A 14,306-nucleotide genomic window follows, 5' to 3' on the forward strand; every position below is an offset into this window, starting at 1 on the left:
CGTTCTTCACTCCCTAGACCATTTATTTCATTGTAAAGGAACTTAGATCAGAGGCGCTATCCCTTTCTCGACCCAAGTATCGTAAGTCGGACCGTAAACATTAGGCGTTCGAAGTCCGGCCTGGCGCATGAGAACGGTCATCTGTCCGCGATGATGCACTTGGTGCATAATTGTATAACGAAGGGAGCTTCCGTTCAGCCAGGCTTCCTTCTCAATCATGACCGACTCGCGCAAGGATTCGTCATTCCACTGCGTTCGAACCGCGTTCAGCAGATTATTGCTGATCCGCCGATACTCCGAAGCTATAAATGCAGCAGAATCCGGAGCTTCTTCGCCTCTGGAGGGAGCTTCGAACGCGAGCCCCAAAGATGTCATGTAGTGCAGCGATCGAACCAGATGCCAGGAGATTTGTCCCAGCGTTCGTCGGCCTTCGATAACCTCCTGTCCAAGAGAATCATCCGTAAGTGCATCCAGTACGGAAGCGGTTAATTCCGCCTCGCTAGTCCATTCCGCAGTAAAGTCTTCAATTTTCGTAAACATTTTTGTTCCTCCATTCCATTATTGACTAACACTCGACAAGCATACAAAAAAAACACTGACAGTTACGGTCAGTGTTTTTGACTCACCCTGAAATTTTTTTGAAGTAACTGATATACAGCATGAAACCTTAGTAAATGGTACTCACAAAGCTTATGACTGAGACAATATTCCTTTAACAAACAATGAGACACTGTGCTTGTAGAACTCTTCCTCAGTGATGAGATGGGACTGATATTGCCGGTGAATCAGCTCGCTCATCTGAAATCCGTAACACATCGAGAGAAAAGACATAGCGGTAAGGCGCTCATCCTGTCTAGCGATCACTTTTTTCTTCTGCAGGCGTTCAAAATATTCAACCAGCAGGGAGTGCAGCTTCACTGGCGGATCATCCAAAAACCCAGCGTCAAATTTTTTGAAGTCGCAGCTGGCGTCTTTGCCGGTATTTCGCCGTATCGCGGTATCAGTTGGGCTAATGCCGGGTTCATCAACAAGGGTGAAGGGCTGGTGTATGACACGTTTTTCGATTTGTTCCATGCACGGGAAATGCGGGAGGCTTATAAGGAAGTAAGCAACGGCGGCTCTCCCGCATATGTGGTGAACTCGCACTATAACAGTGATCATGCCTGGGGAAACAAAGTGTTTGAAGATGCTTGCATTATTATGCACAAGGAAGCCTCCAGAGAGCGTCTCACCGAGAATATCAGCTGGATGGACAACGTCATCAGAAGAGGTAAGGATTCTCTGGAATCGACTTCGGGTGATCAGCGAGTTCAACAAGCATTACAATGACGAAATTGATTCCTTGTCCTTGACCAAGCAAATTGATATTTCCCGCTTCCTTCATTGGATTCAGCCAGAACGCTTGTATGTTAATGTCAGTTCGCTGTCGCTTGGCATCTTCATCCTAGTATCCTCCCTGTGTTCATTCATTTATATACTATATAAATAGAGAATAACCTTGTTGATCAGGACCAAACCTGATGTTCTACAACTTGGTAGAATCTTATTGTAAGATTGCCGGCTGTCTCATCTGTTGTTTTGAACAAGCATACTGTTAAAGAGCCAGCGAAAGTTCCATCTGAAATACTGGGGCAGATGCCAATCCTCATACCCTTTTAATACACCTTGCTCCAGCCAGTAAGACTCTGATTGCCCGCTTGTTACAGCTCCAGCAACATAAGCGATCATTTTCTCCAAAAAGTGTATGACATCTGTGATACGATCTGAATTAGATATATCTCCATGTCCCGGAACGACAGTGTCGATCTTGAGATCTTGCTGCATGCGTTTAAGGATGCGTATCCAGGCGTACGGATTACCGTAGGGGATGACCGGAATGGTCTTAGTCGATACCAAATCACCTGTAATCAAAGTCCGCTCCTCTGGAACGTACACCACAGCATCACTTAAAGAATGACCGCCTCCATAAGACAACACTTCGATGGTTCGCTTTGTTCCCCGAATCACGAGTTTATCATCAAAGGTTATCTTGGGGATCACCCTGCGCAGGGAAGGGACCGTATCATACAGCGCACGCTGCACGGAAAGATCATAGCCGATTCCAGTGAGCATATGAGGATCTCTTTCCTGTGAACGCATGTGATCTAGACTAGTTATTAACCTGCGAATATTTTGTTGCATGACATCAATATTCACTTCACCCATATCAGCAAGCAAATCTCTTGTCCACACGGTAGATATCAATTCGCTGCTCATAAATTCCTGATTGCCGTTGACATGATCTCCATGGAAATGTGTATTCACTACATATTTGACCGGTTTGTTCGTTAATTGTTCGGCAGTATGACGTAACAAAGCAGCAGAGTGCGGCAGGTTGGTTGTATCCACTACCACGGTTAAATCCCCAAGATCAATAATGGCTGCATTCCCCAGAGAGCCGCTGCCGGGAACCGAAATAGCCCCCCAGATACCCTCCGATGCTTGCTGAATCGTGAAATATTCGTTGTTCATTGTTACACCCCTTTAGTGTTTGTTCCTGCATTCGAATGAGTAACGTTAACTTACAAGTTAGAGTCAACTGGAAGTCAAGAGTTTATTCAGTATAAGGTTGGGGCGAAGGTACACATTGGCTTTGAGCTAACTAAAGGCTGTATAATATCTTTCAATATCAGCTTTCAAAAAGGAGGAACAGAAATCCGATGCTCACCATCAGTCAAGTGTCAGAACAAACAGGACTAACTCCGTATACCATTCGTTATTATGAAAAAATCGGCGTACTACATGAACCCATGCGTAACAATGGAGGGGCACGTGTCTACCAAGAAAGCGAGGTTTCCTACATTCAATGTCTAAATAAACTAAAAAAATTGGGCTTATCGCTTGAGGAGATTACGGAATTTACTCGTGAGGGCTGTGTCATGGATAAAATTCAACAAGGGGAGAAACCTTCTACTTATAGTCCTACTTTAAAAAAGCGGATTGAAATCCTTGAGCAGCATCTGATGGAACTGGAATCCAAGCGACAAGAAATTGATTACATGATTTCTCTAGCCGAAGAGAAACTCACCCTATACCAGAAACTTACGAAAGAAGACATAGTAAATACTAGATAATCGCCAGTACAAATAAACCCGCAGAAGCCCGTTTACGCATCGTTCCGACCGGAGTGGGACTGCCCTGCTCCTATCGTCGATATGCTGTAAATGTAAGCAACTGCGAGCTTTTCTTCGAATGACCTTCTTTCAACCTACCTACACAATCTCTTTATTATAATGCCCTCTTGTGTCTGTTTCCTGATTAAAGACAGCATGATTCATGGAGCCGTTTAATTTGCCTGCGGCCATATGAATGACGTCCACAACCTGCTCTTTAGATTCAACGGTGAAGTTTAATCTCAGCGCCTCGATTCCTTGGATGTTCGGCAGCTCATCTAACAGATTAAGCGTCTTCCCGTTAAGAAGAGTCGCTGTGCAATCCTCATGGGACAGGATCGGGAACGTTCCTTGCTCATCTTTTAACTCATAGCTCTTCGTTCTGCAGACTCTGCATTGATTCATCTTTCTCATCGGACAATATTTGGTGAACATCAAAGGGGTCTTGCCATATACGATCATTTCCAGCGCGGGATAGCCGTCATTTTCTTCAACATAGGCATTCATTAAATCTTCAATTTGGCTCTTATTCAGTTCATACGATAAAGTGACCCGCTTGGCACCTAATTTATATAATTCATAGCAGCTAGTCGCATTAATAACATTTAGAGAATAGTCCGTAACAAACGGATTGGTATCTCTATAGTGATAAATTCCGCCATATCCGCCGATCAGCAGCTGCCCTTCTTTTTCCTCATAATCATTCTGATTTCGTCTAACCACATTCTCAAAATAGATCTCCTGAATTCCACAGCTCACGCAGGCATCATACTGTTCCTGATTCGTTACAGTGGCCGTAAGGTACGGCGTTACAGGGGCAAAGCTTATTTTCTCTTTTGCGTTCGCAGTCTTGGTTCTTCTCTGCTGGCTGTTAAGCTTCAAATCATATAAGCCCAGTACAATATCTCTTCTTGCGGCGTTTAACAGTTTAGCTGGAATAAACGCATTGCATTCCTCATAATCGACCTGATTAAGCTCGAATATCGTATCATTTAATCTGGAGAATTGCTTGATGACCTGGTCTTTGGTTGTTGGATTATTAATGGCTTCGCCTAGTGTTTCCTCGCTTTCATAGGAATAATTACAGCCTAAGCCCTCCGCCTCTATGACAAGCTTTGAACCTGGATATGCATATACTCTAATATCCAGGTTGAACCGCTTAAATTCTTTTTCCAGTGAGGCTTCTAATTCTTTGTTATAGAAATAATCCTTCGTTTTATAGACTACATCTCCCACAGACATCTTTTCTTTGATTTTGATATAGCAGACATCATCCGCTTTGTTGATTAATTCGCCAGCTTTATCGTACAGCTTGGCAACCATTAGATTAACATCTTCATTGTTGTGACTGATTCGGATGGTATCGTTCTGATTCAAAGGGCGGGTAAGTGTTATTTCATAGGTATCTTTAATCATCTTGCTGATGGTTCCAATCTCATAACCAAAGTTATTAGGTCTTGAGATGTTTGTAATATTTCTCCGGTCTTCGTGAAACAAATAGCCTTTGGTAAAGGTTCTATTGAAGGTTTTTTTCAGATGTTCTTTATCTTCTGCGGTGATTTTATGATCTAAGGCCATGCGGTATTTGGATACCACATTAGCCACATACGTAGGCACTTTCATCCGGCCTTCTATTTTCAGAGAATCAATTTCTTGTAAATCATGGGTATAATCGATCGTGTTCAAGTCCTTAGTCGATAAAATATAGCTTGTCCCTAAAGAGGTGCCTGTTGTCTTATCGATGAGCTCGTAAGCCTTACGGCATGAACCCACACATCTTCCGCGATTTGCGCACCGGTACCCGGTTAATCCTGACATCAGACAGTTTCCCGAATAAGATACACATAAAGCACCGTGCACGAAAATTTCTAAAGGAATGTCAGCCACCCTTTTGATCTCTTTGACTTTTTCAATCTCAACCTCACGGGACAGAACCACTCTTTTCGCACCAAGCTCTTTAAATAATAAAGTTCCGTCTACATCGTCGATTCCCATCTGAGTGGAACAATGCGCTTCCATATCATGAAAGTTGTTAACGATATAATTGAAAGCCGTCAGGTCCTGCACGATAATGCCATCCACACCGATTTCATTTAATTTGCGGATCTGCTGTTTCATCTCTTCAACTTCGTTTTCGTACACGATGGTATTCATCGTAACATAGATTTTAATGTCCCTCAGATGCGCATACGTCACAGCCTCTTGTAACGATTCTACATCAAAATTAGAGGAGTAGGCGCGTGCACCAAATTTTTGCATGCCTAAGTATACTGCATCACAACCATTAGATATCGCAGCCTTCAAAGCTTCCATATTCCCTGCCGGCGCTAATAATTCAGTCATAAATGATCCTTACCTCCTGCTTCAATAACTGCTTAAACTTAGCACCATTGATCATAGAATAAGAACTGCACTTAAGCTGCGGCAAAAAGCACAAGCCAATGGTTTGCAGCTTGTTACGGATATATGGAGCGGAATCGGGATGGCCATATGATCGCTCTCTACAATAGTTACGGTGTAGGATAAATCTCAGTAAGCTTCGCTTTTTTCAACTTCTCCATGAGTGTATCTACGGCCTTCATTACCTCTTCTGGCTGATGGTGCGGAATCATATGCGCCGCTGTGGGCAGTACCTTAAGCTCAGCATGAGGTAGTCCGCGGTTAAGCTTAAAGCTACATAAGGCATAGACCTCGTCCTCGTAATCCGCCGGAACGGGCTCCGGCGCAAAGGTAGCCTTCATTATGCTCCGCACCATGATTTTGCCCACCAAGGGGAACAAAATGTTCATCATCCCATGTCCCACAACAGGCATCATCACCAACCGGGAGAGGGGATCTCCCTTTTCAGCCGGATACCCTTCCTTATACATCCCGCCCGCCACCGTGACCACCCCTGCCACTTGATTGGGATATAAGGACGCATACATCAACACCAATAGTGCGCTCCAGGAATGGCCGACCAGAACCGGCTTCTCCACCCCCATGCAAGAAAACAATCGGCCTCCCTTCACCTTCATCCAGATAATGAACTGGAAGGCCATTGACCCTGACAAACTTCCCCGCCGGGGGGAACCGGAGCTCCCTTTTCTTGTAGCTATAACGGTTGTATAGATATACAACAAGTAACATCACCAACGCGATGATAACGATCATTGTCCTCACGCATAGTCCTGCAAACTTAGGCAAGCATTGCAGGGTATTTTAAAGATGGTTGCTGTATCCCAAGTAAATCATATATTCTCTTGCTTTAATGCATCAATAATATTCTCCTTTTTTATTTTAGCTCCGGAATAAACAACCGCAGAGCTGACAATGACAAATACACACACAATGACAGACAGAATGCTCATCCAGGGCAGGGTGAACCCATAGCTGAATTTGTTCGCAAAGGCTCTATAGATCAGAACCATCACGGCGAAACTGACAGGAAGCCCATACAAGAGCGACTTGACCCCATAATAAACACTCTCATAGTTCAGCATTTTGGCAAACCCCTTTGGCGTCGCGCCTACGGATTTCAGCATCGCAAATTCCCGTTTGCGAAGAGCCAGCCCTGTTGAGATCGTATTAAAGATGTTCGCAACGGAAATCACAGAGATTAATACGATAAATCCGTAAGAAAAGACGTTCATCAGCAGAATCTGTTGTTCTTCTCTTATTCTGAATTGATATGCATTGTAGACATTCAGATGGGTCTCGTTCATCGCTTCAATTTCCTGCTGCGTTTTCACCGGTTCCGTGCTCTTCAAATGGAGGTACATCGGAGCGTTAGCCAGCTCCTCGCCGTCTGCCAGCCGCTTCATGACGCGTTCCGACACGATCATATTTAACCCGCCTACGCCTAACGGGCTCATCCCCATCGGTGCCTTATCCGTCAATGCGGCAATTATCACTTGATTTGTCTTCGCTTCTTCCCCGCTCGCTTTAAAAAAACTCGTTAGCTCGATAGGTTGTCCGATATTCGCATATATGGACTTCGTCTGAATATATTTCCCCGTATCTATATCTTTGTAATGAATCGTATCCATCACGATTGCGGCGGGATGATCCAGATCCGTAAGCTGTTCGTAATCTGCGTGAGCCGCTCTGGCATAGGCTTGCAGGCTCGAATCATTCAGTGCATAGAGCTTAATTTCGTAAGGGTATTTCCCGTCTTGCAGCATACTCCTATCCTGCTTAACCTTCTCCTGCAATTCGTCGGCGATGCTTGCTGCATCGACCCAAGCGTTCCTGACTATTTCATGACTCACGTTGTATTCCGTGACGCCATCCAGAGATACAAGCGATTGCATCAACCGCTCATCTAGTCTTTCGCCATTACTGGGCGACACTTCAATATCGTAATCGATGCCTTGCAGCGACAATGCCAGAGATTGTGTCAGGCCAGCCGTGAAAAACGATATCGTCAAAAACAAAACGATGCTGATGACAAGCGAAAAAAGAATAACATGATGTCTTCGTTTGTTCCTTTTTAAGTTTTTCAGCCCGATTTCGGCTTCGATTCCGAAGAGCTTACGAATGATCTTCGACGTCTTCACTGCTTTGCCCGTAAGCTTTACGTCAGTGGTTTGGCGAATCGCGTCCATGGGAGATACCCTGGAGGCTTTAACCGCCGGGAGATACGCCGAAACGAAAATCGTCAGCATCGAAACAAGACAAGTCATCAAGAGCAATAACGGCGTGACGATCAGCCTCAGCTTTTCACTGGTCCATAATGCCCCTTCAATCATTGTGTTCATGAACGAGAAGGTGATTCCGATGCCGGCAAGACCGCATAAGATGCCAATAGGAATGCTGATCAAACCAATGATGATCCCTTCAAAGAATACGGAATTTCGCTTCTGCCTTTTCGTCGCCCCCACGCTCGCGAGCATCCCTAAATAGCGGGAACGTTCCGAGACGGATATCGCAAAGGCGTTATAGATGAGTCCAACCGAGCCAATGATAATGGTCCCCATAAGGATTGCCGATAATGAGAACATCATGCTGGATGAGGCTCCGCTGCTGGACAAGCCATAATAATGAAGCAAATCGTTATTATATTGGACAGTGTGAATTTGGTTTGTCTCAGCCAGCTTCTCCGCATGTGCGAACAAGAACGGATTGACCTGCTTCAAGACCACCGACGCATCGACCCGATCCTCTCCCCCGATGATTTGATCATCGACATAGCTAATGATCGTATAAGCCGGGGCCCAAGCCGTTTCCGACACCGGACGTTTAATGAAACCTACCACCGTATAATCCTTAATTACGCTATGTTGTAATGTCTCGGTCAATGTGCCGTCTTTCCTGCGCAGCGGTGCCGTCTGATCCAGGGGATGATCGCCCCCTTGTTCGAATCGGTCGCCGACGCGAAGCGTTAGACGGTCACCGATTTCGTACTTCACTTTGCCATTTGTTGCAACAGACTCGGAGATCACAATCTCCTTGTCCGTGTGCGGAAGACGTCCCTTGCTTATTTCAATCTGAAATTGTGTGAACCCTTGCTTATCATATTCCTTAATGAACAAGTACGGCTTATTGGAATTTTGTCCCCCTTCTAATGGGGCATACCCAAGGTCTCTTGTGATGGCAACCGTTTTGGTTGCATCATCGCCCTGTATCGCTGCAAGCTGTTTCTTGGTTATATCCTGATACTGAATATGCCACTCCCCTGTATCTGAGATCGTTTGTCTGATCATTAAATCTGCAAAGGAAAAAATAAGCGTAATGACAGCGGTCATCATGGATACCGAAATAATTACGCCAAAAATAGTCACAAGTGTTCGTCTCTTGTTCTGCTTCAGATGCCGGATGGTTAATGTGTTGACAATATTCATCGCCTGATCACCTCGTTTTTGGCAATCCTCCCATCTTCAATCGAAATGATTCGGTCGGCTTGCAGGGCAATCCGTTCGTCATGCGTGATTACGATCAGTGTCTGATGATACGTCTTATTCAGCATTTTCAATAAAACGATGATCTCGCTGCTATTCCTGCTGTCCAGATTCCCGGTGGGTTCGTCGGCCAGCATGATCGCAGGATTGCCGATGATCGCCCTGCCAATCGAGACACGCTGCTGCTGTCCACCGGATAGCTGATTCGGCAGATGGTTTAACCGATGCTGCAAATTCAGCGTATTCACAAGATCAGCCAATTGCTTTTGATCTACCTTTTGTTGATCCAGCAAGAGCGGCAGCGTAATATTCTCTTCCACCGTCAGGACGGGAATCAGATTGAAAAACTGGTAGATCAGCCCGATTTGCCTGCGTCTGAAGATGGCCAGCTGTGTTTCGTCCAAGGTATACATATCCGTATCCTGAACATACACTTTCCCGCCAGTCGGTCGATCCACACCGCCCAGCATATGAAGGAGTGTCGATTTCCCCGATCCGGAAGGTCCGATAATTGCGACGAATTCACCTTTTTGGACCGAAAAGGAAACATCATCAAGCGCCTTTACCGCCGATTCGCCTGTGCCGTATATTTTGGACAAATTTTCAATGGTTAATATCTCCATTCCCATCCCTCCTTCCCCAGATGCTCAATTCCAGGTATACACCATCTCTCTATATCCAACATCCCACAGGGTTTCATTCCCCTCAATGGTTATCTTAAGCTCATTAGCCCCGGTGAGATGAAGGATCCTATTATCCGGCTCATGGGACTGATCTTCTGCAGATACAGACAGGAGCTCCTGCCCGTCAACGGTAACCTTTAGGCTGCCCTGAACATCCTTATGATCAGGAATTCCATAATTCAAGCTAAGATACAGTTCTCCCTTATTGTCTAGCGAATACGTATATGTTTCCTTCTTGTTACCTTCGGTGCCATACACATTATACTTAGGTGTCACGTCTTTACCGCCAATCTTAAGACGGTCCTGTTTGGTTCCCGTTAATCGATTTCCAGTACTATCTTTCCATTCGTTTATCGCTACAAAAGGGGCCAACTCTTTGGTGAACACTTGATCAACTACTCCGAAGACCCCCCACACGCCGAGCATTAAGACAGCACTGGCAATTCCCGTAGCAGTGATATTTCTCCAGTAGTTTTTTGTACGGAAGCCAATCTTGTAGCCCCCGAATCCAATAGCAGCGCCCACTGAGTTCGTTATGACGTCGTTCATGTCAAAGCTGCCGAGGAATGTTAGGGCCTGGATGGTCTCCAGCACAAGAATGGACAGGATAAACCCTGCCATGAAGCGAACAAAGCTGGTGCGGTATAACAGCGGAAACAGTATGCCAAAAGGTATGAAGGCTGCAAAGTTTCCAATACCTACCAAGTCCATCAGTGTCGGATGTAGAAGATCGGAAAGACCCGGCACCCTAAAAAAACCGTCCGGCAAAAAAATAAAGGTGTACTGACTGGTTTGATCTACCGTATCCGCTCTGCCGAAAGCAAAAAGCATAAAATAAAGAATAATCAGGGTGTAACCTATCGTGATAAAAAAAGTAATCTTGCGCTGCTGCTTCATTTGCATGGTTGTACCTCCATCGTTCATCTGATGAATATCATTTTACCTGTCCAAAATGACTTTACAGTGACGATGGAGGTGACAATTCAGTCACTTACGGAGTGCTGTTAAATGACATGCTTATAAAATTTGATCCGAAACTCTGTACCGGTCCCGCTGTCGCTCGTTACATCAATCACGCCGTTCTGGCTTGCAATGATGCTGTGAGCCATCGCAAGCCCTATACCGATGCTTCCTTCATTAGCATTCTTTCCTTTATAAAAACGTTTGAATATATAAGGCAAATCCTCTTTCGGTATGCCCACTCCGTTGTCAGCAATAACGATTTCCGTAAATAGCATGTTGTCGGAAAATGTGATGGTAATCGCACCGCCCTCAGGGGTATGCTCCACTCCATTCTTCAAAATATTGATAACCGCTTCAGCAGTCCAATGGAAATCGCCGTCAAAAGAGACGTTGTCATCCCCTGTGATGGAGACGGTCTGGCCCTTAATATCCATCGGAATCATAACCGGCTCCAGTGCCTTTTGGATTAGGGTTTTCATGTGTATTCGATCTTTTTTGAACGGGATCGTTCCCGCATCCATTTTCGCTAGCTTTAATAAGGATGAAACCAGCCAATCGATCCGTTCAAGCTGAATGCGGATATGATGGGTGAACTCCGTTCTTTTGAGTGGAGGCAGATCAGGGGCACTTAACAGATCTGCCATGACTGTCATAGAGGTGATCGGTGTTTTGAGTTGATGTGAAATATCGGAGATGGCATCGGTCAGTTGAAGCTTATCCTGCTGCAATAACGAACGATGCTCGGAGAGCATGCGTGTCACCTTGTAAATATCATTCTTTAAGATGCTAAGCTCCCCTTCTTGATTATCGCGAGGGTCAAGGGAGGCCTGGCCGCTGCTAATCTCCCGCAAATAGACGGACAGCTTCTCTAGCTCGTAATATCTCCGTTTTGTGAATAATACAGCGGTGCCGGTAAGCAGCACGGATACAATAATAACCAGGGCTGCGGCGGCAGACGAAATGAAAGCAGCAATGACGATCGCCGATAAGCTGATTGAGCCCATGACGAGCAATAACAATAGATTTTCCCGATTGCGCAGCATCTAATCACCAACCTTATAGCCTAAACCGCGTACCGTTTTGATCAGAGCCGGCTGCTCCGGATTATCCTCCAGCTTTTCCCTTAGCCTTTTGATATAGACCGTTAACGTGTTGTCATTCACGAAGTCGCCCGCCACGTCCCAGATTTGCTCCAAGAGCTGATTCCTGGTGAGGACCTGTCCAACATGGTTGCCAAAGATCAGCAATAAGCGGTATTCCAGGGCGGTTAGCGAAATTTCGGCACCGTTTTTATATACTTTGCCTTCCAGTGTATGGATGCGCACATTGTCAATGTCGATGACCGCTCCGGCGTGGGACAGCTTCTGGTATCTCCGCAAGACGGATTTGATCCTGGAGAGAAGCTCGCGAACCCGAAATGGTTTGGTAATGTAATCATCGGCTCCCATATCGAGCCCCATCACGACATTGACCTCATCATCAATCACCGTTAAGAAAATGACCGGAATATCCCGCCGTTCCTTCACCATCTTGCATAATTCATAGCCAGTTCCGTCTGGAAGCTGTAAATCGAACAGGCACAAAGTGAACTGATCGATGTCTTCGGCGAGCATCTTTCGGGCTGAAGCGGCATTATGGCAGAGAACAGTCCAATAACCCTCTTGCTGCAGTGAATATTCCAGTCCCGACGCGATCGTCTTATCATCTTCAACTAATAATATTTTCATCTGAAGGTCATCCTTATGATTGATTTTAGAACATTTAATGAATTCCACGGATTCGTTTCTTTATAGTGATAAATGCCGCCATATCCTCCGATTAGCAGCTGCCCTTCTTGCTCATTATAATCATTCTGATTTCTTCTAACCACATTCTCAAAATAGATTTCCTTAATTCCACAGCAATGATCCAATTAGTCTATAATAGTTAGGTAAAGGAATGAGGATTAAATGATAAAATCATTTTTAATGTTAGGTCAATCTAATATGGCAGGCCGTGGATTCTTGCATGAAGTCGACCCTATATATAATGAAAAAATCAAAATGCTGCGGAATGGACAGTGGCAGATGATGACAGAGCCGATTAATTATGACCGTCCGGTCTCCGGTGTAAGCCTGGCGGCGTCTTTCGCCGATGCCTGGTCGAACGCCAATCCTAATGAAGAAATTGGTTTGATTCCTTGTGCAGAAGGCGGCAGTTCTTTGAATGATTGGCATCCGGAGGGCATCCTTTTTCAGCATGCTTTGTCCGAAGCCCGCTTCGCCTTGCGGTCCAGTCAAATCTCCGGAATTCTTTGGCACCAGGGTGAGAGCGACAGTTATCATTCGCTGCATGAAACTTATTACGAGAAATTAACCCTGATCATCGAGACCCTAAGAAACGAATTGAAGCTTGATGAGGTGCCGTTGATCATTGGCGGACTTGGTGATTTCCTTGGGAAGACTGGTTTTGGACAGCAAGCAACAGAGTATAGACAGATCAATGAACAATTGCAGCGCTTCGCTAACGAACAGCCAAATTGTTATTTTGTAACAGCGGCAGAGTTAACCGCGAATCCTGATGGAATTCATATAAACGCGGTATCGCAGCGCAAATTCGGCTACCGCTATTTCGAAGCTTTTTCGAACAAGTGTCATGTCTTGGAGCCCCTCCGGGGAGAGGAGCAATCGCTGAAAGTGGAGCGCGACTATTCGAAAACAGAACAGATCTACCTTCATAGCATGGATTTGGCTTTGGGTAAAATTACTTACGCCGAATTCGAGGCGCAGATGGTGAAGGTTATGCAGCCCTGATCCCTTTCGCTTAAAGGGTCTATCGGCGAAAACAAAGGGCGGCCTGGAAGGCCGCCACTGTTGTTTATACTATGAATAGATAGGCTTGATTCATAATGATTCTTTATAGTAATTCCTTCAGTCCTTGGCGGGATGACCCATTTCATGCTTTATTTGACAAAAAATAATACAGTTCCAAAATGATTCGTAAACCTCTTATAATCGGTAACCTCCCGCAACACGATAATGGTCGGGTACGAATTAACCTTGCGTTGGATTAGTCCAGCCAATATCTCCTTCTGTTCGGTACAGTAAAACTTCCCTTGATGATACTCAATGATAAGAGGCGGTAGAGCGGAATGATCTTCGGTTACATTCACATGGGAGTTACTGATATCGAATTCATCCCTTTGAATAAGACGCAATGGAAACTTTACGACCCCAAAATAGATTTGGTCTACAACGGCATTTTCTGTATGGACAGATGCGTTTTTAGAAAGCTGCCAATAGCAGTACATCCACTCTTCAAGTATCCCGCCATTCGCATATTCCACAGCTGACTCAATAGTCGGGGCATATGCTGCGTAGTCAGTCTGTTTCTTCGAGTAAAGGATTTTTTTAATTGAATCCAAAGATAAGAAGTATTCGTCAGCAAGCTCCGACACGGTACGTCCATGGGCGTACTTGTTGCGAATCATACGATTTCTTCTCTGCAACTGCTCCCGGTAACCGGAGGCTGCACCCCAAGCTTTCTTTTCCTCTCCAGCGGGGATGTAAATAAGTTTACCTGAGGCGTACTTTTGAACTTCTCTCAATAGTTCCTCTGGAAGGATGTCACTGCCATTCTCATATTTCATG

General features: G+C 45.1%; 12 protein-coding genes and 1 pseudogene. 3 read left to right on the forward strand and 10 right to left on the reverse strand.

Annotated features, from left to right (window positions below; genetic code table 11):
• Positions 1-42 precede the first annotated feature (42 nt).
• Positions 43-540, reverse strand: coding sequence for a DinB family protein (locus NYE26_RS30795; protein ID WP_339252536.1), 498 nt, complete (start codon positions 538-540; stop codon positions 43-45).
• 192 nt (positions 541-732) lie between these two features.
• On the opposite strand from NYE26_RS30795, the gene NYE26_RS30800 reads away from it, so the two are divergent.
• Positions 733-1,329: an MBL fold metallo-hydrolase gene (locus NYE26_RS30800; RefSeq protein ID WP_339252538.1), complete on the forward strand. Its 597-nt coding sequence runs from the start codon at positions 733-735 to the stop codon at positions 1,327-1,329.
• A 237-nt stretch (positions 1,330-1,566) separates the two neighbouring features.
• Here the strand turns inward: NYE26_RS30800 and NYE26_RS30805 are convergent, their stop codons facing one another.
• Positions 1,567-2,511, reverse strand: a complete 945-nt coding sequence (locus NYE26_RS30805) for an MBL fold metallo-hydrolase (RefSeq protein ID WP_339252540.1) — start codon at positions 2,509-2,511, stop codon at positions 1,567-1,569.
• A 188-nt stretch (positions 2,512-2,699) separates the two neighbouring features.
• On the opposite strand from NYE26_RS30805, the gene NYE26_RS30810 reads away from it, so the two are divergent.
• On the forward strand, positions 2,700-3,113 hold the full coding sequence (locus tag NYE26_RS30810; protein WP_339252542.1) for a MerR family transcriptional regulator: 414 nt from the start codon (positions 2,700-2,702) through the stop codon (positions 3,111-3,113).
• A 138-nt stretch (positions 3,114-3,251) separates the two neighbouring features.
• Here the strand turns inward: NYE26_RS30810 and NYE26_RS30815 are convergent, their stop codons facing one another.
• The 7 genes from NYE26_RS30815 to NYE26_RS30845 form a co-directional block, all read right to left on the reverse strand.
• Positions 3,252-5,495, reverse strand: coding sequence for a U32 family peptidase (locus NYE26_RS30815; protein ID WP_339252544.1), 2,244 nt, complete (start codon positions 5,493-5,495; stop codon positions 3,252-3,254).
• A gap of 167 nt (positions 5,496-5,662) precedes the next feature.
• Positions 5,663-6,205 (reverse strand): alpha/beta hydrolase, encoded by a 543-nt coding sequence (locus NYE26_RS30820; protein ID WP_339252546.1) that lies wholly within the window; start codon positions 6,203-6,205, stop codon positions 5,663-5,665.
• 177 nt (positions 6,206-6,382) lie between these two features.
• Positions 6,383-8,974: an FtsX-like permease family protein gene (locus NYE26_RS30825; RefSeq protein ID WP_339252548.1), complete on the reverse strand. Its 2,592-nt coding sequence runs from the start codon at positions 8,972-8,974 to the stop codon at positions 6,383-6,385.
• Positions 8,971-9,654, reverse strand: a complete 684-nt coding sequence (locus tag NYE26_RS30830; RefSeq protein WP_036723022.1) for an ABC transporter ATP-binding protein — start codon at positions 9,652-9,654, stop codon at positions 8,971-8,973. The genes NYE26_RS30825 and NYE26_RS30830 overlap by 4 nt, the downstream gene beginning before the upstream one ends.
• 24 nt (positions 9,655-9,678) lie before the next feature.
• Positions 9,679-10,617, reverse strand: coding sequence for a VanZ family protein (locus NYE26_RS30835; RefSeq protein WP_339252550.1), 939 nt, complete (start codon positions 10,615-10,617; stop codon positions 9,679-9,681).
• Between the two features lie 101 nt (positions 10,618-10,718).
• Positions 10,719-11,720 (reverse strand): HAMP domain-containing sensor histidine kinase, encoded by a 1,002-nt coding sequence (locus tag NYE26_RS30840; RefSeq protein WP_339252552.1) that lies wholly within the window; start codon positions 11,718-11,720, stop codon positions 10,719-10,721.
• On the reverse strand, positions 11,721-12,404 hold the full coding sequence (locus NYE26_RS30845) for a response regulator transcription factor (RefSeq protein ID WP_339252554.1): 684 nt from the start codon (positions 12,402-12,404) through the stop codon (positions 11,721-11,723).
• A gap of 222 nt (positions 12,405-12,626) precedes the next feature.
• On the opposite strand from NYE26_RS30845, the gene NYE26_RS30850 reads away from it, so the two are divergent.
• A complete protein-coding gene (locus NYE26_RS30850) occupies positions 12,627-13,469 on the forward strand; it encodes a sialate O-acetylesterase (RefSeq protein ID WP_339252556.1) in 843 nt (280 codons plus the stop codon).
• 578 nt (positions 13,470-14,047) lie between these two features.
• On the opposite strand, the pseudogene NYE26_RS30855 reads toward NYE26_RS30850, so the two are convergent.
• Positions 14,048-14,305, reverse strand: a pseudogene (locus tag NYE26_RS30855) (CD3324 family protein); the annotation flags it as partial.
• Between the last annotated feature and the right edge of the window lies 1 nt (position 14,306).

It is taken from the genome of Paenibacillus sp. FSL P2-0136 (genome assembly GCF_037975325.1).
In the GTDB taxonomy this organism is placed as follows: domain Bacteria; phylum Bacillota; class Bacilli; order Paenibacillales; family Paenibacillaceae; genus Paenibacillus_AQ; species Paenibacillus_AQ silagei.